Consider the following 18,625-nt stretch of genomic DNA (forward strand, 5'->3'; position numbering starts at 1 on the left):
TTTATTGGAAAGCATTAAAATACAAAAGGCCAGAATTGCTTCTGACCTTTTAACATGCGAATTAAATAACCTTTTAATTAATAATTAGCCTCCCATATATTCTCCTTCATCGCCACCTTCACGTCTTGGTTGTCTTTCTTTTTCATTTTTCTTTTTGTTGAATCTGTAAGTAAACGAAAGATTGATTTGTCTTTCTCTCCATTGCATTTCGCTATAAGAGTTCAGCGTATTAACGATATTTGTTTCATTAATTCTTTTTCTTGAATTGAAGATATCACTAACATTTAGAGAAATCGTTGCCTTTTCTTTCAGGATGTCTTTACTCAAGGCCATGTTAGCAGATAAAACGCCTAAGCTTTTTCCTTGGAAATTCCTTTGTGGCGCGTTGTAAGTACCGTTTAGTTGCCACTCTATTTTGTATGGCAACGTTACTTTAGAATTTACTCTTGCAAACCATCCTGTTGCAGTATTAGCCAAATCTACAACTTCCGTTTGCTGTACGTTGTTTACGGTTCTCAAATAACTGTATTCACCCATGGTTTCATTGCTAAAGAAGTTGAAATTACTGTTCAGCCTCCACCATTTGAATGGATTGTAGTTTAAGGTAAACTCGAAACCAAATCTTCTTTCTTCAGCCAAGTTGATAGGACCACTTAAAACAACCGGGATTCCATTAGAAAATTCTCCGTTTTCTCTTTTAACAAATTGAAAAACATCTTTTGTTCTATTGAAATAGGCTGATGTGCTCAATGTGACTTTCTTCCATTTTTTCAAGTATCCAAAATCAAATGCATCAGTCATTGCTGGATCGAGGTCTGGATTTCCTTGAAATACATTAATATCACTAGATCTATTTTGGAAAGGATTCAAGAATCTTCCTCTTGGTCTTTGAATTCTTCGGCTGTAGCTTAACGAGATGTTGGTTTCATCTGAAATTTCATAAGTAAAGAAAGCACTTGGGAAAAAATTGTTGTATTTTTTTGTATTGTAATCATCTGTTGACAATTGGTTTACATTGATTTTTGAATCTTCCCAACGAAGTCCGAACAAATAAGAAAACTTGCTGATTTTTGAACCAAATTGAGCATACAAAGCATTTACATTTTCCTTGTATTCAAAATCATTTGAAAGGTCAAAATTAGTATCATATCGATTTGTAGCAACATTCAATGAATCCGACTGAAATTTCACTATGTTCTCAGTAAAGCTTCCACGGTAACCCGCTTCGAAACGGCTGTTTTCTTTTATGGGCAAAACATAATCTGCTTGGAGCTGTGTTGTGGTTTGCTTTTGGTTATTGAAGGTTCTTTCGTCTGTATTTACGCTGTCAAAAATAGAAGCGCTGTCGTCATCTGTATTCAAAGAAACATTTCCGTCAAACGTCAATTGATGTCCGTCCTTTTTAAATTTCTTGATAAAATTTGTAGAATATTCTACGTTTTCACCATTCGAAACTTGATTGTTCAAACGGTTTCTTGTAGAAATCAAGTTCCTGTTTGTGTCATAATTATAGAAAACCGTATTATCGGGATTGTTTCCAGAATCGCTACGGTAAGAAAAAGTATTGGACCATGTTGTCGTTTCGGTTAGAAACCAATCAAATCCAAAGCTTCCGTTATAACCTTCCCTAACTCTTTCGTTATTTCTTCTTTCATCGATAAATCGATATTGAGCATTCGGGTTCAGATATTCAGTATCGGTCATGGAATTTCCAGGGCTCGTTCTATAATTATAACCTTGCGTAGTAAAAAAGTTAATGTTTTCATTCTTGAAGTTAACTGTTCCTGTAATACCATAAGTTTCGGGATCTCCAACAGTTGCTGTTACCACACCGTTTATTCCTTGATTTTTACCTTTTTTAAGCAAAATATTGATGATACCAGCACCACCTTCGGCATCATATCTTGCAGATGGATTGGTAATAATTTCTACCTTATCGATTACATCTGCGGGAATTTGGCGTAAAGCCTCTGCCATATTGATGGCGTTTGAAGGTCGGCCGTCAATTAAAATTCTCACGCTTTCGTTTCCACGAAGACTTACCGTACCATCGGCATCAACAGAAACGGAAGGCACGTTGTCTAGCACATCGCTTACGGTTCCGCCCTTTACAATCATGTCTTGCCCAACGTTGTACACTTTTTTATCGAGCTTCATACTTACGGTAGAAACTTCCTGACGAACCTCAACGGCATTCAGCATGGTAGCATCTTCTACCAAGGCAAAACTCCCAAGATTAGTATCTTTAAGAAGGCTTCGTTGTTTCATTTCAATTACTTTGAACGAAATAAATTCAACCTTTACATCATAAACTCCTGCATTGATTTCAAATTGAAATTCCCCTTTTGCATCGGTAATTCCTCCAGCTATGTCACTTGGATTTTTAGTATTCTGAAAAGTTACGGTAGTGTATTCTAACGGCTGATTGGTCACTTTGTCAATAACTTTTCCTGTTACTTTTACTTTTTTAGCTTGAGGTCTTTCTTGCGAAAAGCCTAAAAAAGAGATCATTAAAAGCAGTAAAGTTAATGCGCGCTGAAAATTTTTCATCAATTGAAATTTTAATTATCGGGATAAGACTGCAAAAGTACCTTTTGGTTTAAGCTCGATTTCACAAAGGTTTGTTAAAACATCAATTGAACTGTTCTAAATTATCGTGCTGATTTCCACAGGTGGTCTCCCGATGATGGCTTTATTTCCGTTTATCACGATTGGCCTTTCAATTAAAATTGGATTTGCAACCATTGCATCGATGATTTCTTCATCGGATAAATCTTTATTTTTAAAATTTTCCTTCCAAATAGTTTCATTCTGACGGACTAATTTCAAAGGCTCTACATTTAATTTCTTGATGATATCTTTCAGTTCTTTCTTTGACGGACTGTTTTCCAAGTATTTAATCACTTCAAACTCTTTTCCCGATTCTTCCAAGATAGCCAGACCTTCTCTGGATTTACCACATCGTGGATTGTGCAATATTTGTATCATATAAAATTTATTTTTTTACAAAGTAATAGAAATGAATTGAGAAATAAGGATTAAATTCGGACTAACAAACCCCGTTAAAAATTACAAGCTATGTTTATAGAACAAATGAACAACAAGAAATTCAATTTCATTCTTTATCTGCCTATTCCGTTGGGATTTATGTTTCTGATGATCGCCAATTACATCAGTAGTCAAGGAATGGATACAGAGAAGGTGATTCATGATTTAATTGATCAAATTGGTGTAAATCTCGCTTTTGTCTTACTTGTCGGTCCTTTATCATTTGCCTGTTTGTTTCTTCTCTTTTGGGTAAAAGTTTTACATCAGCAAAGCATCCGAAGCCTTACAACCTCTAGGCCAAAAGTTGATTGGGGCAGAATCTTGTTTTCTTTTTCACTATGGGCAACAATCACAATTGCAATGGTTTCTTTGGCCTATTTTTCTAGTCCGGAAAAGTATCAAGTGAATTTTCAGCCCGTTCCTTTTTTTACGTTTTTAATTTTGGCAATCTTGCTTATTCCGTTGCAAACAAGCTTCGAAGAATATTTTTTCAGAGGCTATCTGATGCAAGGAATTGGTGTGGCAACCAAAAGCAGGCTGTGGCCTTTCCTGATTACATCGATCCTGTTTGGTGTAATGCACATTGCCAATCCAGAAGTAGGCAAAATGGGCTATATCATCATGGTTTACTATATCGGAACTGGTTTTTTCTTGGGAATTTTAACCCTGATGGACGAAGGACTGGAATTGGCATTAGGATTTCACGCGGCGAATAATCTAATCGGAGCTTTACTAATTACCTCCGATTGGTCGGCATTTCAAACGCATTCCATCTTAAAAGACCTTTCAGAACCAAGTGCTGGCTTTGACGTAATTTTACCAGTGGTTGTAGTATTCCCGATTCTTTTATTTATCTTTAGTAAGAAGTACAATTGGACGGGGTGGAAAGAAAAACTAACCGGATCCATAAACAATAACCTAACTAATACAACCGAGCATGTATAACCCAACCTACCGTGATGTTCACAATAAATTCAAGCTCAACGGCTTTCATTTGGATCGTGATGATCTTTGCCGTGTGGCGTATAGCTTTATAAAAGAAGGCGAAGCTTTTGAAAAACCTGTCGGAGATTTTATACTCGATTGGTTTGACGATAAAGATTACATCGAAATGCAAACTTCTGGAAGCACCGGAATTCCAAAATTGATTCGCGTAAAGAAGCAAGCAATGGTCAACTCGTCTCTTGCCACAGGAGATTTTTTTGATTTGAGTCCAGGCGATAAAGTCTTGAACTGCCTTCCCGTAAAATATGTGGCAGGAAAACTGATGTTTGTTCGAAGTTTTATACTCGGTCTGGATATGGAGTTTGTGGCGCCAAGTTCAAGACCGCTCAAAAACAATGATGTTTTATATGATTTCTCCGCAATGGTACCGCTTCAGGCTCAAAATTCATTGGGAGAATTGCATCTGGTAAAAAAACTAATCGTTGGCGGAGCAAAAATCAATACTGCTTTGGAAGAAAAACTCCTAAAGCTGCCTACTAAGTCTTTTGAAACCTACGGAATGACCGAAACCGTCTCTCATATTGCTGCAAAAAGTGTTGGCGAAAAAAGCTTCAAAGTCCTGCCGAATGTCACGATTGAAAAAGACGACAGGGATTGCCTGGTTATTCACGCCCCAAATATTTCTGAAGAACCAATAGTCACCAATGACTTGGTTGATTTAATTTCCGAAACTGAATTTACGTTCTTGGGAAGATTAGACAATGTGATCAACAGTGGCGGTATAAAATTCAGTCCGGAAAAAATCGAAGAGAAGCTTTCTAAACTCATAGCCGACAAAAGATTCTTTATTGCCGGAGTTCCAGATGCCGATCTGGGAGAGAAATTAATCCTTGCGATTGAAGGTGAAAAATATGATCTACCGGCCACTCTTTTTGATAAATTGGACAAGTATGAAAAACCAAAAGAAGTTGTTTTCATTCCGCAATTTAAAGAAACCGGGAACGGAAAAATCATAAGAAAAGATTCGTTGCTATAAGCTTTCAGAAATATTCTCAAAGCATACTACAAAAAAAACTGCAAGCCTTGAAGCTTGCAGTTTTTTTTATAAAGCAATGGTCGATTGACTTAGAATGCCATTGTCTATTGAGTTTTTTCAAAACGTTGAGGTTCCAATCCCAGTTCTGTAAATGCTAAAGTTATGAAGGAGTGTTTTGGTGCAGTACCATTTTTTTAATCAGTACAATTTGCCCCAGGTGATAATAACTGTGTTCAATCATTGCATCGATGTTTCGTAGGTAAGTTCCATATTTCTCGTCTACAAAATTCTCGTCTAGTTTCTCTTCTTCCATTTGTTCAATCCATTCTGCAAATGCTTCAGAATCATTCCAGAATCTGTTCAGGAAATCCTCCCATTCTCCCTGCGAGGCAATAGGAGGGAAGTCAAAACTAAACATGTCCTTGATGTCCAGCGTGCCGCCTTCAAAAACATTGTTGATCCCGTTGATGTAGTAATGAATATGCTGTGCCAAGACAGCGATGGTATTCAAGGAAGCGATTTGGGTAGTTGCCGTTTCCCAATCCATATTGGCCAATTGGTCTTTATAATTTGTATTGGCTATCCAAGTCCCATTCAAGATAACTTCTCTAAAACGGTTGGCTATAATGTTGGTTTTTTTCATCTGATTCAGTACTTTTTATGTCCTAAAATTATAGAATTTCATCCGGAGAAAGACCATCAATCCCTTTCCAATCCTCCTTGTTGTAAATTCCAGCATCAACCTCAAATTTGATGACAAGTTTTGCAAGTTCTCTCATCTCTGCAGCATTGTCAGCATTAGTGAGGATACACTCAATCGCATATTCTTTCATTCCCTCAACTTGCTCAAACATTTTTTTGGCCACCTTTTCTTGTTTCTCCAAAGCCATGACGTATTGCGCTTCGGCTAATTTCTCATCAAGGATCTTGTCTTCATAATTGTCTATTATGCCATCAAAATTTTCAAATCCCTCTAGCATTTCATTCAGATCGTCGCCGTTTTTTTTAGCAGCTTCTTCGGCTATTTGTTTCACTTCCCTTAATATGTCGGGCTGTTCCAACAACGGTTGTGCCTCGAGCCAAGCCATCATTTCTTCATCGGTTCCCTCCAACATCAGTTCTAAAAGTTTTTGTCTGTACTTCATAGCTTTTCTTTTTAAGTTCTAACTCATTTTCGTTCATTGCAATGCTAAAAAACGAGCCCAATATAATAATTAAAAGCATTCCATAAAAAAACGGCAAGGATTTTAAGCTTGCCGTTTTTTTTGTTGCTCCTTTATTTTCTGAAATAAATTCAAAGAACCTATAAAGGAGAGTATGCAACCTGAAACCCACAACCAATAGCCGATTTCGCGCGCTACAATAGGGCCTTTGTTGCCAGCTTCATCCTTATAAATGGTACTGAAAAGTAAAAAGCTCAACGAAAAGCATACGGCCAAAAAGCCCGAAACCATAGCATTTCTAATCGTATTGCTCAACAGGAAAACCCAGCATAGAAACAGAAAAGGATTGGCCATCCAAGAAATTCCAGCACCAAATATATCCGCCCATCCCAGCAACAGGGCCATAAAACCATAAAATTTTTCCTCGGGATAACTACCGTTGCTGTAGATAGACTGTGTGAGCGACGCCAGAAAAAGCAGAAGGCTTAAGATAATGATAGCGATTCGCTCGCCTTTAAATTCGTTTTTGTTCATTTAAAGTATAGTGTCATTTTAACCTCACTCTTTAAGCGTTCCATAGCTGTTATTATAAACCTTCCCCTCCTTGGGGTGCGTAAACTTCAAGGCCGACCAAACACCATCAATACTAATAGCCTTGCTCTCCACCAAGCCATAATCATAGCCCAGCTCGATGACCTTTTTGATGTTCAAATCCGTTTCCTTCTGTCCCGATTTGGGCCACGAAACCCAAAGAAATCCCTGGGGCTTCAAATGTGCTTTTAATTTTGGAAACACATCATGAAAAGCCTTCTGCGTCACCACAAACAAATGGATATAATCCAATTCACCAACCAGTTTAGCTTTCAAAGCAACAGCAGGCAGTCCTGCAACAACCGCAAAATCCTCCGGTGCATTTACAAAAAACGCACTCATTCCTTCCTTTATCCCTAACTTTTCTGCTACTGATTTGCTCATAGTGTTTTGATTTTTTGTTGTGATGCAAAACCGCTGATGCTCTCTGGCTCTTCAAAGTCTCCCGACTTCGAAGCATTTTTTAATTCATTTTTTGTGCGAAGTCGGGAGACTTCGCAGAGCGGGGTTTGCGCTATTCATCCGGTTTTCCATTTTGTAAGAACCTTATTGTACTTTCAACGAACTTTTTTTGTTCAGCCTCTTTTAAATCAACAAGTTCATTCAAGTCAGTCAACTTGGATAAAATATGTTTAACGTAAAAATACTTATCACTCACTACACTTTTAATAAATCCGTTAATACATTCTTTTGAAGCCGATAATGTATTCCGTTCTCCAGTTAATAAAAATAAATTATCATCTTCATAAGTTATGCCTTTGTATTTATACGCCTGTACACCGCATACAATTAAATTATCTTCTTTATAAACTTTAATTGAATATCGAATATCATTGAAAGTAAATTCAATATTTACTGCATCATCAATCCATCTATGTCCAATAAATATTTCAAGTGTATTACCAAAATTATCCTTTAATAATTCAATAGCGTATTCTGCGATTTCATTTTCAAATTCACTCGACAGGTTCGTTGTTTTTAGCATCTTTAGTTTTATTCAAAAGGTTCGTTTATGGATTGCGCCAAACGTCTAATAGCGGTTGCCTTAATTTTTTCTTTTTCAATTTCATTCAAATAAGTGTCAGCTACAAATAAAGCAAACTTTCTCAACTCTTTTGTTGTCCAAGTTACTTCAAGTTCTATGTTATTTTGGTTAAAAGAATTTATATCTTGTAAAGTAACGCTTTCCCATTTTCCATTATTTCCAACACATTGGATTTGTTGATGAGAAACCGCATTTCGTACTTTTTTAATGAGGTTTTTAAAAGTATGTTTGTCTTGAACCCATTGATCCTTTTTTCGTTTAGTAGGATTGAAAGTACCATTATTCAACAAACCATTTAATTCTGGTATGTTGGCAATTTCAGTATTGAAAAAAGTTTTTGCTCGCCTATTATAATATTCTGAAGGCAAAACGATTAATCCCAAAAGACAATTAAGCAATAGAGTAATATTGTAAGTTCCTTTATAAGCTGAAATTACTTTTTTTGTTCTTGTAATGAACTCAACGTCAAAAATTTCATTTTTAATTTCTCCCATATTGCGATTTTTTGTCAAGGTTGCTACCAACTATTGGCTATAATGACCTCTCGGCTTTGTCGTCGTTCCGAAAGGAGTTTTTCATTCCTTTTCGGAATGCGTCAAAGGCGGCAGTTGGGGAAACGTCGTGCGGAAGCAACAATGGTTTCCCGGTTGTCGGCGAAGCCGAGCCAAATTGTTTATTGTCTGATGTTATTAGATATATCACACTCAAAAGTGTTGTATAAGTCTGATACCATATCGTTTCCCCCAAATATAACTACTTCCCCATCAACTCCCTAACCTCTTCCACACTTTTCCCAGCCAGCCATTCCGTTACGGTGGTTTCCTTTTCCTTTGGTGCATAGACCGGTAGGGCCGTAAGGGCGTGCGTGGCGGGAACCTTCATTTCGCGGAGCGAAAACAAATCATTCGGGGTGCAGTTCAGGTGCACGCACATCAGGGTCAGCTGCTGAAAATTCAGCTGTACTGCCTCCCCCTTGAGCATCTTGCTCACCGAGCCTTGGTTGAGCCCCAGCTTTACGAGGAAGGCAGAGGGATACTTCACGTTTCTAAGGGTCATGATAGGTTCCAGGTTCAGGACAATACTGCTTTTTGGAACCTTTACGCTTGTTCGTTTGTGCTTTTTCATGCTGTTGCTTTTTTTGATAAAGATAATCAATTTCTTTATGATTTGCTACATTCTCTAGAGATAGAACATCATTCTCTAGATGCCTATATCCATTCTCTATATCTTGAGCATCATTCTCTAGATATTTACATTCATTCTCTAGATGCCTGCATTCATTCTCTAGAGGTATATCTCCATTCTCTAGCTGTTGGGCATTATTCTCTAGATGCTTAGCTTTATTCTCTAGAGTGAAAAGGCTTCTGGACTTCTCGAAAGGTGGTTTTTTGAAAGAAAAAAGCATCACATATTGGGCGAAATACTAAAGTTTTATACTTTAACATCTAAATTTTAAATAAGATTTTATGAACAAAGAAAATGAATCGTTTTTTGGGATGACCTTGAAGGTAAAGAACTTTGGGGTAAACAACGCCGTGGAGCTCAACAGCATCCCTGCGGTAGAAAATTCGTTTAACCGCCTCGATGAGCAAATTGCGGCGCTCATCAAGGCAGACACTGGAGGGCGTGCCGACCTGACAGGGGTTACGATAAACAAGTCGAACACGAGGGCAGCCCTCGAAACGTATGGCAAGCAGGTGTCTAATGCCCTGAGTGCCCATGCGGTGGTAACCGAGAATGTAGAACTGCTAAAGCGCGCCGATACTTTATCGAGCTCTTGGTATAAATTTTCGGAGGAAGAGCTCATCACGCAGGGAACCATCATCTTTGGGCTTGCAAAACCCTTGATGTCAGAATTGGCAGTGTATGGCGCGAAGGAAATTGATGTGTTGAATCTAGAAAAGGCATTGACGGTTTTTGCAAGTGCAGTATCGAGTCCGAGCTTGGCCATCGACCAGCGCAAGGTAGACAACAAGCAGGTCGTGAAAATTATTGGCGAAATAAAGGATCATTTCAGCACCAGGCTAGACATCTTGATGCGTAGTTTTGAAGTAAACAACCCGGCATTGTATGAACTCTACATCCTGGCAAGAGCCATAGACGTGAACGGACCGGTAAAACAGCCAACGGCAACGGCCGAGGTAGCGCCAAAGGCAGTGCAGGAAGTGTTTGCAGCGCCTTATGAGGGCAAGACGCTTTTCACGCTTCGCAACACCGGTACTGATGTGGTTTTCTTTAGCCTTTCGGCAAAAAATACCGAGGCAGGCTCAACAGAAGTGGCCCTTTTTCCGGGAGAAACGCGCTCGCGTTTGGCCAAAAATCTTGCTCCATCGGGCACTTTCCTGATGGTGAGAAACGAGGGCGAAACCATCGCTCCAATTAAAATTTGGGTAGAGTAATAGGGTATCTATCTAAATGCAGCCATAAAAGAAAACCCCGCTTTTATGGTGTTTTTTAGGGAATAGGCAAGAGGCAAGAGGCAAGAGGCAAGAGGCAAAAGGGAACAGGGAACAGGGAACAGGGAACAGGGAATATGCGAAAGTCTACAATCTACAATCTAAAATCTGCAATCTAAAATCTACAATCTACTCCAAGTATAGTGCTGTTGTTACTTCGATTTCCTTTTCGGAATTCTTGTCTTTTAATTTGGATGTTATTTTATAAGGATTGTTGATTCGTCCACCGGTGAAATTCATTCGTGCAATTACTTGCTTTTTTAAATCTTCAGGAGACATTCCCGTTGTTTCATAGTTTGAAAACATATTAGGGGAGGAGAGAATTTTGTTACCGTTAGCGTCCGTAATTTCCAATGAAAAGAGTGCAAAAGCCTTGCCGTCTATTATTTTAAAACCTTCTACGCCTTCCAATATCAGCATCAGTTGGTGGCTTGAATCGGCTGTATCGGCTATCACAACTTGCTTGGTGGTTTCGTCCCATAAATAGATGTTGGAATAGGCAAAATCCTTGTTTTTTATCTTAAGCACTTTGTTTTCTTTTATCGTAAAAGGAAGTTCAAAGGTGTGTTTTCCATCTCCCTTTTTATCGGATATGATAACGATGGCCTTGTATTTTTCGTTGTTTTTATTGGGCAAGGCCGTTACGAAATTGGAGTGTAATTGAAGTGGGGAAAGTTCTGTTCCGTCGTTTAAATTTTTCAGCACGTCAGGTTCAGAAAAAAGGGTGTCTTTTTCGTTGCCTATAATGTATATGGCCAATCCGGGATAGGTTTTGCCGTCAACAGTCGTTAATCCAGTCACATTGTTGAAGACAAAATTGATTTTCTCGCCATAAAAAAATTCATTTCTTGTCTCGGCCTTTCCGTTAATTTCCATGACCACATCATCACTCCCAATACCGTCGGCCCTGGAATAGGCTCCGGTTATTAAATCTTTACTGACCGACTGGTTGAACTGGCAGGAGCCGCAGATGAAGAGTAGCGCGATTAGGTTTGGTATAATTTTTTTCATTTGTTTTTATTTGATGCTATCATTTGATGCTATCAAAGATAGAATTTTTTAGACATCTCCATCTTTGCTCTTTCTTCTTTCTTCTTTCTTCAAAAATCTACCTTTTTATACAACGTTTTATTGTTTTCGCCTTGTTTAGAAATAAGATTTAGTGCTACTGCTTTTTTTAAGTCTCTGGAAGCTGTTGCGGTAGAGATGTCCTTGAAAACATTCATATAGTCTTTCCTTGAAAATTCTTCAGACGAAAGGTTTAGAAAATATTCAATCCGATCTATTTCCTTCATCGTCCTGTTATTAAAGGACAAGAGTTCGCTCAAGGCTCTTTTGATGATGCCGAGCATATACTCAATGAATAGTGTCGAATTTCCGGCCTTGTCGCATACTGCCAAAACAGAGTAGTAGTCCTTTTGATTTTTGCTGATAAGTGTTTCAAAAGGCAGGAACTCAAAGAAAGGATATTTTTCCATCAGGATAATGGTTTGCCACAGCCTTCCCATTCTTCCGTTGCCGTCCATAAACGGGTGGATGAATTCCATCTCATAATGAAAAACACAACTCTTAATCAAATGCAGTTCATTGGATTTTAAATATCCAAACAAGTCTTTCATCACGAAAGCTACGTTTGCCGCAGGCGGAGCAACGTGTGCCACTTCCGATCCTTTTACAATTCCTACGCCTTTGGTTCTATACTTTCCAGGCTGTTCAATGAGGCTTTGCATTAGTATTTTGTGTGCGCTCAAAAAATCCTTTTCAGAAGTAGATTTGAAGGATTGAAGGTTGTCGTAAACTTTAATAGCGTTCAATACTTCTAAGATGTCCTTCTGCGGACCGATTACTTTTTTATTTTCTATAAGTGCCGTAATCTGCTCTTCGCTCAAAGTATTTCCTTCTATTTGAAGAGAGGATTGGATGGTCTTGATCTTGTTCTGTTTGCGTAGAGTAGGCGATTGTTTGTTGAGAAAATTTGCATTCACTTCTCCAATCATTTCAGCTATCGAAGAGATCAATTCTAATATGTTTGCATTTAACTCGTAAGGAGGTTTCATATTGATGCTATCATTTGATGCTATCAAAGATATGATTTTTTATGTACTCTCCATCTTTTCTATTTCTTGTTTCCTCTTTCTTCTTTCTTCTTTCCTCTTCCAACTTAAGCAAAAGCCACTCTCTGGTTCATAAGTCCGCTCAGGGAATCCATTCCCGGCAGGACCACGTTTTGTTCCAGTCCGTCAAAGGCTCCTGTAGCAGGGCATTGCCAGTCGATGTCCAGAATCTGTTGCAATAATTCCTTTAGTTGCTTGATGTCCGACGGTTTGGTGATGTACAGATTGGCACCGTTCGCCAGGGTGTTCGTAATGCTAGCTTTTTCGTTTGAGGTCGAATAAATCGCAATCGGCAGGCTTGCAAACCTTGGTTCCCTGCGGATTTCCTGTAAGGTTTCCAATCCGCCCTTGATCGGCATGTTCTGATCGAGAAAGAGGCAGTGCGGCAGATGGTCGGTTTCCTTTAGATGGTCCAGCAACAGCTGTCCGTTTTGGAAGTAGGCGAGGGTATAGTCCTTGCTGATGTCCTTAAGGGCAATTTGAAACAATAAAAGATCGTCCAGGTCGTCATCGGTCAGGATGATATAAGGCTTTTTTGAGGTTTGCATGTGCTAGTGTTTGATATGATTTGGGCGTACTGAAATGGTCTGTTCAATACGGTGCCAAATTTCTCAATTTGCAGGAAGCTATGGGTTATGGAATTTTTGGAGAATGTTATAAGGTGTGTGTAGATGCTTTTGCCACAGATTTCACGGATTACACGGATTTTTCCGCGGATGGTTTAAAATCATTGCTTGCCACAGATTCACAGATTATTTTAAATCCGTTGCATCCGTGGATGTACAAGGATGTTTTAATAAATATAAAATCGGTGCATCTGTGGCTAATGGCTACAACCGACTAAAAATCCAACTTCGTGAAGGAATATCCCAAGACTTCCGCAATTTTAGAGGAATCTACTACCTTCCCAACCGATGGTTTCTCGTGGTTAAAGGTGGGCGGTGCCAATGCAAGATCAATAGCCTTGTCTATATAATAGTCCTTTCGGGTAGGGTGGAAGGGTGCAACAGCATTGAAGGTCTCGCCCCAGGAGCGGGTTTCGATAATCTTCAAGATGATGCCGATGCAGTCGTCCTGATGGATCATGTTGATGGGGGCATCCGGATTCTCAACGTCCTTTCTGCCGGCAAGGGATTTTATAGGATGGCGGTCTTCGCCAATCAAGCCACCAAAGCGAAGGACAGTAGTTTGAAAGGAGGTGTTGCCTTGCAAAAGTTTTTCGGTTGCCAATAATTGCTGTCCCGACTCGGTGTCGGGATTCGGAATCGTGGCTTCGGTAACGTGTTCTTCATCGTCATTATACACCGAAGTCGAACTGATAAACAGCACGTTTTCTATACCCGATTGTTCAATGTGAGGGATAAGATTTTCGATCTTGGCGACAAAGTTTTCCTTTTTAACACCACGCAGTTTCGGCGGAATGTCAACTATCAGTACAGACGAATTTTCCAGAAATCCGGTTATGTCGCCCTGTGTTTCTTCCGCTTTAAGCGAAATTAGGAAAGGTTCTATTTTGGCTTCCTCCAATAATACAAGCTTGTTTGCTGAGGTGGTCGAACCCTTTACGGAAAAACCATGTTGCAGCAATTTCTTGGCCAATGGAAAACCGAGCCAGCCACAACCGAGTAGGCTAATTTGTGTCATCTGCAAGAGGTATTATATCCGATTCGGGAATGGTTAGTGGTTTTGGCGATGGCTTTATCTTCTGTTTTATAACGATGGCATCGTTCAGTACAAACGGTTTTGGCATCATCGAAGCCGGCCGTTTCGGAATACTGAACAATGGATTTTCGAGCAAGTCAAAAGAGGCTTCCATAAGTTCCATATCCAGAGGCGAAACCTTGTTGATGCTGAACTGCAGTTGGAGTGGTTCGTTATCGGTTACATAATAGCTCACGATTCGTTTTCCGTTTCGAGGATGGGCAGAGCCTTCCTGCCCGAGGAGTTTTGCGTTATTGGTTCTCAGGTTGTGGATCACGAGGCCTTCATTGGCAAAGATGTCATAGCGGCTTACTTTTCTGTTAGGCGAAATCCTGATTTTCAAGTGGCGCTGGTTGCCGATAATGCTGTCGCGCAGGAAAGTAATCGTAGGTTGCGGTACGTCTTTTACTGGAGCCGGAGCCATCAGGGTAAAGCCTGAGTTGTATTTGCTGAAAAGCGCATTCTTATTCAATGATACCGCTGATTGTGGATTTTCGCCCAGGTAATTCTTTGTCCAGGTATCCAGATGGTTGTCATAGGTAGCCCAGTTTGCCTTGTCTTCCTCAGCATCATAGATGTACAAAAGGCTGTTTGGTTTCGCTTTTCCTGCCTCAAATCCCGAGTGGATATGGGCATCTACCAAGAACCCAATGGAAACGAGGAGCATTATTAGCGCCCACGTTCCTTTTTTGCCAAACGAACCCAGAATAGGCAGCAACAATCCGAAAACGAGTGTCAACAGCAGGGCGCTTCCAGCAAGCATTTTCAGCCCTAAACCAACCGGAAACATCGTGACAAATGGCACGTAGATGGCAATGGCGGGAATGGCAAAAATGATATAGAGAAGGTTGTTTGTTCTTTGCGTCAGGACATAATAGCCGAGCATGAGCAATGATCCAAAGACCGGAAGGACAAAAAATCCGGCACCGGGAAGGGCAAAGGCCAAGGCAAAATTGAGTGCAATCCATAAAAACAACGGCGCAATAGAATAGCTCATCAAATGGTTTTCGGGGATAAATTTCCGATACACGAAAAACACGATGGCAAGTGTGAGGAACATGAATGCACCAATATAGGAATGTCCGTTATAGGTAAAGCCGTGGAGGATTTCGGTATATTCTGGATAAATTGCAAGAATGATACGCCATCCCAAGAAGATGATACCGCCAACGGCGATCAGGGAGGTAAAGAAAAGCAGGAAGCCTTTGGCAATGTCTCTTCCGTTAAGGATCCTTTTTCCGAAGCCTACAAAAGTCAGTCCTAAAAACAATACCAATGCTCCCACAACCAGTGGAATATTCCATGAAAAAGGATAGCTAGTAAAGTTGAAAGGCGTATTGAAATAGACTTTGTCTTCGGTAGAATTGAGGGTGTTTAAGTCGGCATTCGAAAAGTAGTTCAGTAAAGGCATCAAGTAAGTCCCTTGATGTTCGAGTGTTTTTTTGCTCAAATGCTGCACATCGTCCTGAGCGGTATGGTAGTTGAAATGGTCGTCGATAAACGCAAAATTAAAGCCTTGCACTTGTCCGCGTTCTCTAAAGATGGTAAGATCGGTATCGTTGGGAAGCATCTTATAGATGCTGTACATCAAGGAATTTGAAGCCGGAAATTTAGGACTGGCTTCTGTAAAACCGTCCACCATATTGGCGTTTCCTTCATTGACTTCCATCAGCATATACGACGGACCTGCAGTTCCCCTGGCTTCAAAGTTAATGACCAAGCCAATTTCCTTTGCCCACTGGTGTTCTGTTACAAAGAGTGCGGCGCCGTTGAGACCTACTTCTTCGGCATCTGAAAATAGCACTACAATATCGTTTTTATGTGTGGTTTTGTTGTGTAGAAATGCACGTAGGCCTTCCAAGATGGTCACAATCCCCGAACCGTCGTCGCTCGCGCCCAGAGAAGCAGAATGAGGTGCGCTGTCATAATGCGACAAGAGCATCAGGGCTTTGGAATTGTTGCTTCCTTTGATTCGGGCGAGGATGTTCTTGCATTTTACGAGATTTCCCCATTCGGTAAACGTATAGCCTTCTTGGATTTTGGTTTCCAGACCTAATTCCTGCAATTCTTTTACGAGGTATTCGGCAACGGTTTTATGATTTTCTGAGCCTACATAATGCGGTTCTTTTGCAATGTCTTCTAATTTTTTTAAAGCCCTTTTAGTCGAAAACTCTGATAAACTGCCCTCGGTTTCGGGAACAATCTGAGGCATTGTGAAAAAATAGACAAAATAGGTAATGGCAACTAAGAAGAAAGCGTAGAGAAAGGAAGAATAAAAGTTTTTCATTTCAAAAGAGGTTAGTAGGGGTAAATCTTGTGTACTTACTGGATTCATCCAAAATAGACCCCTTGAATATCATTTCCTTCATGATAAAAATCAAAAAAGAGAAACATTCGGCACCAACATCTTATCGCAGCTATCTATATAGGAATGAAAGGCTAAAGGTAAACAGAATTCTTAGTAAACCAAAAATGTTATTCGGTTTCTTATCAAGATATTGCCTGTTTTTGTAATTTTTTTCGTATTCTAAATGATTAGAACTCTTTCTTGACTAAAATGTAATAATCGTTTTCCAAAGGCATATAACCTTGGTCGTACAAAAAATAATAAGTGTTGCCTGTTTTGGTGTTGAGTACGTTTGTAAAGAACTCAAAGTCAAAACCCTTGCTTACCAGTTTGGTTCGGGTGGTTTTGGTTTTTCCGTCGAGGTTCAATTCTGTGAGGATGCGGTAATTCTTGCGCAACTTGTTGTTGATGTTGCGCATATAATTGGTGCTGTCCTTGTTCATCTTGTTGTTGTAGGCATTTCTACAACCGTCACTGCAGAACTTCTTGTCCTCGCGGCCTACAATCTTTTCATTGCACTCTAAACAGGTTTTTTCCATTATTTCAGCTTCTTAATCTGATACAAATCCTTTCTTCTGTCCTTTAAAATTCTCACGCTTCCCATCTCGTGGAGTTTCTTCAGCATATCCAAATCGACATCGGCAATAAGCGTCATTTCGGTATTTGGAGTAGCTTCGGCTTTTACTCCATTGCTCGGAAATGCAAAATCCGAAGGGGTGAAAACCGCCGCTTGGGCATATTGGATATCCATATTGTTCACCTTTGGTAGATTACCCACACAGCCTGCAATGGCAACATAGCATTCGTTTTCGATGGCCCGGGCCTGGGCACAAAGTTTTACGCGTGAATAGGCATTCTGGGTGTCGGTCAAAAACGGAACAAAGAGGATTTCCATTCCTTCATCGGCCATCAATCGGGACAATTCTGGGAATTCTACGTCGTAGCAGATCATGATGCCAATCTTGCCACAATCGGTATCAAAAGTCCTGATTTCGGATCCGCCGACCATTCCCCAATACTGCACTTCGTTTGGAGTGATATGGATTTTGGTATACATCTCCGAAGTTCCGTCGCGTTTGCACAGGAAGCCTACGTTGTAGAGGTTTCCATCTTCGGTATAGGGCATGCTTCCTGTAATGATATTGATGTTGTAGGCAATGGCGAATTCTTGGAATTTCTTCCGGATAGGTTCTGTAAAATGAGATATCTCACGGATGGCATCGGCTTCATTCAAATGATTGAAATCGGCCATCAATGGTGCAATAAACAATTCTGGAAAAAGGCAAAAATCGCTGTTATAGCCTGAAACGACATCAATAAAAAATTCAGATTGTTCGAAAAGCGCCTCTAAATTCGCCAACGGACGCATCTGCCATTGCACCAATCCTAAACGGATAATGCTCTTTCGGGTATTGATTAGCTTCGGACTTTTTTCATAATAAATATTGTTCCATTCAAGCAAAACGGCATATTCCTGAGAGCTGATGTCGCCCTCAAGATAATTTTTCATAATCTTGATTACGTGGAAATCATTGCTCAATTGGAACGACAAAACAGGATCGTAGAGTTCCTTTAGCTTAACCTTTTCGAGGTATTCTTTTGGCGTGATGGTATCGGCGTGTTCGGTATAATTTGGAATCCTACCGGCAAAAATGATGGATTTTAAATTCAATTGTTCGCATAATTCTTTTCGAGCATCATAGAGTCTTCTTCCCAAACGCAATCCACGAAATTGAGGGTCGATAAACACGTCGATTCCGTATAAAACTTCTCCGTTCACTTCATCGTGGGTGGAAAAAGTATAGTTTCCGGTAATTTTTTGATAGGTATGGTTGGCAACTGCTTTTTTATAATCTACAATCAAGGAAAGTGCGGCACCAACTACTTTATCATCGACCAGAATAACCAATTGGCCCTCTGGAAAAATGTCCAGAAGATTTTCGATTTCTTCTTCCATCCAATAGGCACCGTCAATTTCACAATAGGCTTTGATCATCGAATTTTTCAGCTGTTTGTAGTCTTCCAGCTTTAAATTCCTCAGTTCTACCTTGTTTATTTCAGTTTGCATAGCTTCTTTTTTTATGAAAGATAACAAAATTTTTCCACTTACAAACGGTTACAATCATTTACAACCGAAAGTAAACGGTTGATTACAGAATAATTTTTAAAGCCTGCCACA

At 39.8% G+C, this 18,625-nt stretch carries 21 protein-coding genes; 4 read left to right on the forward strand and 17 right to left on the reverse strand.

Annotated elements, in window-relative coordinates; genetic code table 11:
• Positions 1-84: 84 nt before the first annotated feature.
• Both ACI6PS_RS06640 and arsC read right to left on the reverse strand, forming a co-directional pair.
• Entirely contained in the window at positions 85-2,550 is a 2,466-nt protein-coding gene (locus ACI6PS_RS06640) for a TonB-dependent receptor domain-containing protein (RefSeq protein WP_421011768.1), read from the reverse strand.
• Between the two features lie 96 nt (positions 2,551-2,646).
• The gene (gene arsC / locus ACI6PS_RS06645) at positions 2,647-2,988 is read right to left on the reverse strand and encodes an arsenate reductase (glutaredoxin) (protein ID WP_421011769.1); all 342 of its coding nucleotides are present in this window, start codon (positions 2,986-2,988) and stop codon (positions 2,647-2,649) included.
• 90 nt (positions 2,989-3,078) lie between these two features.
• Between arsC and ACI6PS_RS06650 the strand changes: the two genes are divergently transcribed.
• A complete protein-coding gene (locus tag ACI6PS_RS06650) occupies positions 3,079-3,993 on the forward strand; it encodes a CPBP family intramembrane glutamic endopeptidase (protein ID WP_421011770.1) in 915 nt (304 codons plus the stop codon).
• Positions 3,986-5,029: an AMP-binding protein gene (locus ACI6PS_RS06655; protein ID WP_421011771.1), complete on the forward strand. Its 1,044-nt coding sequence runs from the start codon at positions 3,986-3,988 to the stop codon at positions 5,027-5,029. The genes ACI6PS_RS06650 and ACI6PS_RS06655 overlap by 8 nt, the downstream gene beginning before the upstream one ends.
• Before the next feature lie 160 nt (positions 5,030-5,189).
• On the opposite strand, the gene ACI6PS_RS06660 is transcribed toward ACI6PS_RS06655, so the two are convergent.
• The 8 genes from ACI6PS_RS06660 to ACI6PS_RS06695 all read right to left on the reverse strand — a co-directional run bounded on the left by ACI6PS_RS06660 (position 5,190) and on the right by ACI6PS_RS06695 (position 8,953).
• The gene (locus tag ACI6PS_RS06660) at positions 5,190-5,672 is read right to left on the reverse strand and encodes a DUF1572 domain-containing protein (protein WP_421011772.1); all 483 of its coding nucleotides are present in this window, start codon (positions 5,670-5,672) and stop codon (positions 5,190-5,192) included.
• Between the two features lie 28 nt (positions 5,673-5,700).
• A complete protein-coding gene (locus ACI6PS_RS06665; protein ID WP_421011773.1) occupies positions 5,701-6,174 on the reverse strand; it encodes a hypothetical protein in 474 nt (157 codons plus the stop codon).
• Positions 6,175-6,276: 102 nt separating this feature from the next.
• The gene (locus tag ACI6PS_RS06670; protein WP_421011774.1) at positions 6,277-6,726 is read right to left on the reverse strand and encodes a hypothetical protein; all 450 of its coding nucleotides are present in this window, start codon (positions 6,724-6,726) and stop codon (positions 6,277-6,279) included.
• A gap of 24 nt (positions 6,727-6,750) precedes the next feature.
• Positions 6,751-7,167: a hypothetical protein gene (locus ACI6PS_RS06675; protein WP_421011775.1), complete on the reverse strand. Its 417-nt coding sequence runs from the start codon at positions 7,165-7,167 to the stop codon at positions 6,751-6,753.
• 130 nt (positions 7,168-7,297) lie between these two features.
• The gene (locus ACI6PS_RS06680; RefSeq protein WP_421011776.1) at positions 7,298-7,768 is read right to left on the reverse strand and encodes a hypothetical protein; all 471 of its coding nucleotides are present in this window, start codon (positions 7,766-7,768) and stop codon (positions 7,298-7,300) included.
• Between the two features lie 8 nt (positions 7,769-7,776).
• The gene (locus ACI6PS_RS06685) at positions 7,777-8,322 is read right to left on the reverse strand and encodes a HEPN family nuclease (protein WP_421011777.1); all 546 of its coding nucleotides are present in this window, start codon (positions 8,320-8,322) and stop codon (positions 7,777-7,779) included.
• 37 nt (positions 8,323-8,359) lie between these two features.
• Positions 8,360-8,530: a hypothetical protein gene (locus ACI6PS_RS06690; protein ID WP_421011778.1), complete on the reverse strand. Its 171-nt coding sequence runs from the start codon at positions 8,528-8,530 to the stop codon at positions 8,360-8,362.
• Positions 8,531-8,581: 51 nt separating this feature from the next.
• Positions 8,582-8,953: a helix-turn-helix domain-containing protein gene (locus ACI6PS_RS06695; protein ID WP_421011779.1), complete on the reverse strand. Its 372-nt coding sequence runs from the start codon at positions 8,951-8,953 to the stop codon at positions 8,582-8,584.
• 572 nt (positions 8,954-9,525) lie between these two features.
• Here ACI6PS_RS06695 and ACI6PS_RS06700 point away from each other — a divergent pair.
• The gene (locus ACI6PS_RS06700) at positions 9,526-10,227 is read left to right on the forward strand and encodes a hypothetical protein (protein ID WP_421011780.1); all 702 of its coding nucleotides are present in this window, start codon (positions 9,526-9,528) and stop codon (positions 10,225-10,227) included.
• A 186-nt stretch (positions 10,228-10,413) separates the two neighbouring features.
• Here the strand turns inward: ACI6PS_RS06700 and ACI6PS_RS06705 are convergent, their stop codons facing one another.
• The 3 genes from ACI6PS_RS06705 to ACI6PS_RS06715 all read right to left on the reverse strand — a co-directional run bounded on the left by ACI6PS_RS06705 (position 10,414) and on the right by ACI6PS_RS06715 (position 12,946).
• The gene (locus tag ACI6PS_RS06705) at positions 10,414-11,295 is read right to left on the reverse strand and encodes a hypothetical protein (protein ID WP_421011781.1); all 882 of its coding nucleotides are present in this window, start codon (positions 11,293-11,295) and stop codon (positions 10,414-10,416) included.
• A gap of 89 nt (positions 11,296-11,384) precedes the next feature.
• Positions 11,385-12,341 carry a Fic family protein gene (locus ACI6PS_RS06710; RefSeq protein ID WP_421011847.1) on the reverse strand — a complete coding sequence of 319 codons (957 nt, stop codon included), beginning with the start codon at positions 12,339-12,341 and terminating at the stop codon, positions 11,385-11,387.
• A 104-nt stretch (positions 12,342-12,445) separates the two neighbouring features.
• Entirely contained in the window at positions 12,446-12,946 is a 501-nt protein-coding gene (locus ACI6PS_RS06715; protein WP_421011782.1) for a response regulator, read from the reverse strand.
• A gap of 80 nt (positions 12,947-13,026) precedes the next feature.
• Between ACI6PS_RS06715 and ACI6PS_RS06720 the strand changes: the two genes are divergently transcribed.
• Positions 13,027-13,242 (forward strand): hypothetical protein, encoded by a 216-nt coding sequence (locus ACI6PS_RS06720; RefSeq protein ID WP_421011783.1) that lies wholly within the window; start codon positions 13,027-13,029, stop codon positions 13,240-13,242.
• Here the strand turns inward: ACI6PS_RS06720 and ACI6PS_RS06725 are convergent.
• From ACI6PS_RS06725 to ACI6PS_RS06740, 4 genes are all read right to left on the reverse strand, one after another.
• The gene (locus ACI6PS_RS06725; RefSeq protein ID WP_421011784.1) at positions 13,239-14,042 is read right to left on the reverse strand and encodes an SDR family oxidoreductase; all 804 of its coding nucleotides are present in this window, start codon (positions 14,040-14,042) and stop codon (positions 13,239-13,241) included. The genes ACI6PS_RS06720 and ACI6PS_RS06725 overlap by 4 nt on opposite strands.
• On the reverse strand, positions 14,029-16,386 hold the full coding sequence (locus ACI6PS_RS06730) for a M20/M25/M40 family metallo-hydrolase (protein WP_421011785.1): 2,358 nt from the start codon (positions 16,384-16,386) through the stop codon (positions 14,029-14,031). Before ACI6PS_RS06730 ends, ACI6PS_RS06725 begins: the two co-directional genes overlap by 14 nt.
• Positions 16,387-16,634: 248 nt before the next feature.
• Positions 16,635-16,985 (reverse strand): hypothetical protein, encoded by a 351-nt coding sequence (locus ACI6PS_RS06735; protein ID WP_421011786.1) that lies wholly within the window; start codon positions 16,983-16,985, stop codon positions 16,635-16,637.
• On the reverse strand, positions 16,985-18,514 hold the full coding sequence (locus ACI6PS_RS06740) for a GNAT family N-acetyltransferase (RefSeq protein WP_421011787.1): 1,530 nt from the start codon (positions 18,512-18,514) through the stop codon (positions 16,985-16,987). The genes ACI6PS_RS06735 and ACI6PS_RS06740 overlap by 1 nt, the downstream gene beginning before the upstream one ends.
• Between the last annotated feature and the right edge of the window lie 111 nt (positions 18,515-18,625).

Source organism: Flavobacterium sp. PLA-1-15 (assembly GCF_049060005.1).
Taxonomy (GTDB): Bacteria; Bacteroidota; Bacteroidia; order Flavobacteriales; family Flavobacteriaceae; genus Flavobacterium.

Bases quoted from the DNA above. Each gene is read 5' to 3' on its own strand.
- ACI6PS_RS06735 (WP_421011786.1), bottom strand. From the start codon at position 16,985: ATGGAAAAAACCTGTTTAGAGTGCAATGAAAAGATTGTAGGCCGCGAG.
- ACI6PS_RS06720 (WP_421011783.1), top strand. From the start codon at position 13,027: ATGGGTTATGGAATTTTTGGAGAATGTTATAAGGTGTGTGTAGATGCT.
- ACI6PS_RS06660 (WP_421011772.1), bottom strand. From the start codon at position 5,672: ATGAAAAAAACCAACATTATAGCCAACCGTTTTAGAGAAGTTATCTTG.
- ACI6PS_RS06705 (WP_421011781.1), bottom strand. From the start codon at position 11,295: ATGAAAAAAATTATACCAAACCTAATCGCGCTACTCTTCATCTGCGGC.
- ACI6PS_RS06715 (WP_421011782.1), bottom strand. From the start codon at position 12,946: ATGCAAACCTCAAAAAAGCCTTATATCATCCTGACCGATGACGACCTG.
- ACI6PS_RS06680 (WP_421011776.1), bottom strand. From the start codon at position 7,768: ATGCTAAAAACAACGAACCTGTCGAGTGAATTTGAAAATGAAATCGCA.
- ACI6PS_RS06650 (WP_421011770.1), top strand. From the start codon at position 3,079: ATGTTTATAGAACAAATGAACAACAAGAAATTCAATTTCATTCTTTAT.
- ACI6PS_RS06640 (WP_421011768.1), bottom strand. From the start codon at position 2,550: ATGAAAAATTTTCAGCGCGCATTAACTTTACTGCTTTTAATGATCTCT.
- arsC (WP_421011769.1), bottom strand. From the start codon at position 2,988: ATGATACAAATATTGCACAATCCACGATGTGGTAAATCCAGAGAAGGT.
- ACI6PS_RS06655 (WP_421011771.1), top strand. From the start codon at position 3,986: ATGTATAACCCAACCTACCGTGATGTTCACAATAAATTCAAGCTCAAC.
- ACI6PS_RS06675 (WP_421011775.1), bottom strand. From the start codon at position 7,167: ATGAGCAAATCAGTAGCAGAAAAGTTAGGGATAAAGGAAGGAATGAGT.
- ACI6PS_RS06695 (WP_421011779.1), bottom strand. From the start codon at position 8,953: ATGAAAAAGCACAAACGAACAAGCGTAAAGGTTCCAAAAAGCAGTATT.
- ACI6PS_RS06710 (WP_421011847.1), bottom strand. From the start codon at position 12,341: ATGAAACCTCCTTACGAGTTAAATGCAAACATATTAGAATTGATCTCT.
- ACI6PS_RS06670 (WP_421011774.1), bottom strand. From the start codon at position 6,726: ATGAACAAAAACGAATTTAAAGGCGAGCGAATCGCTATCATTATCTTA.
- ACI6PS_RS06665 (WP_421011773.1), bottom strand. From the start codon at position 6,174: ATGAAGTACAGACAAAAACTTTTAGAACTGATGTTGGAGGGAACCGAT.
- ACI6PS_RS06740 (WP_421011787.1), bottom strand. From the start codon at position 18,514: ATGCAAACTGAAATAAACAAGGTAGAACTGAGGAATTTAAAGCTGGAA.
- ACI6PS_RS06685 (WP_421011777.1), bottom strand. From the start codon at position 8,322: ATGGGAGAAATTAAAAATGAAATTTTTGACGTTGAGTTCATTACAAGA.
- ACI6PS_RS06725 (WP_421011784.1), bottom strand. From the start codon at position 14,042: ATGACACAAATTAGCCTACTCGGTTGTGGCTGGCTCGGTTTTCCATTG.
- ACI6PS_RS06730 (WP_421011785.1), bottom strand. From the start codon at position 16,386: ATGAAAAACTTTTATTCTTCCTTTCTCTACGCTTTCTTCTTAGTTGCC.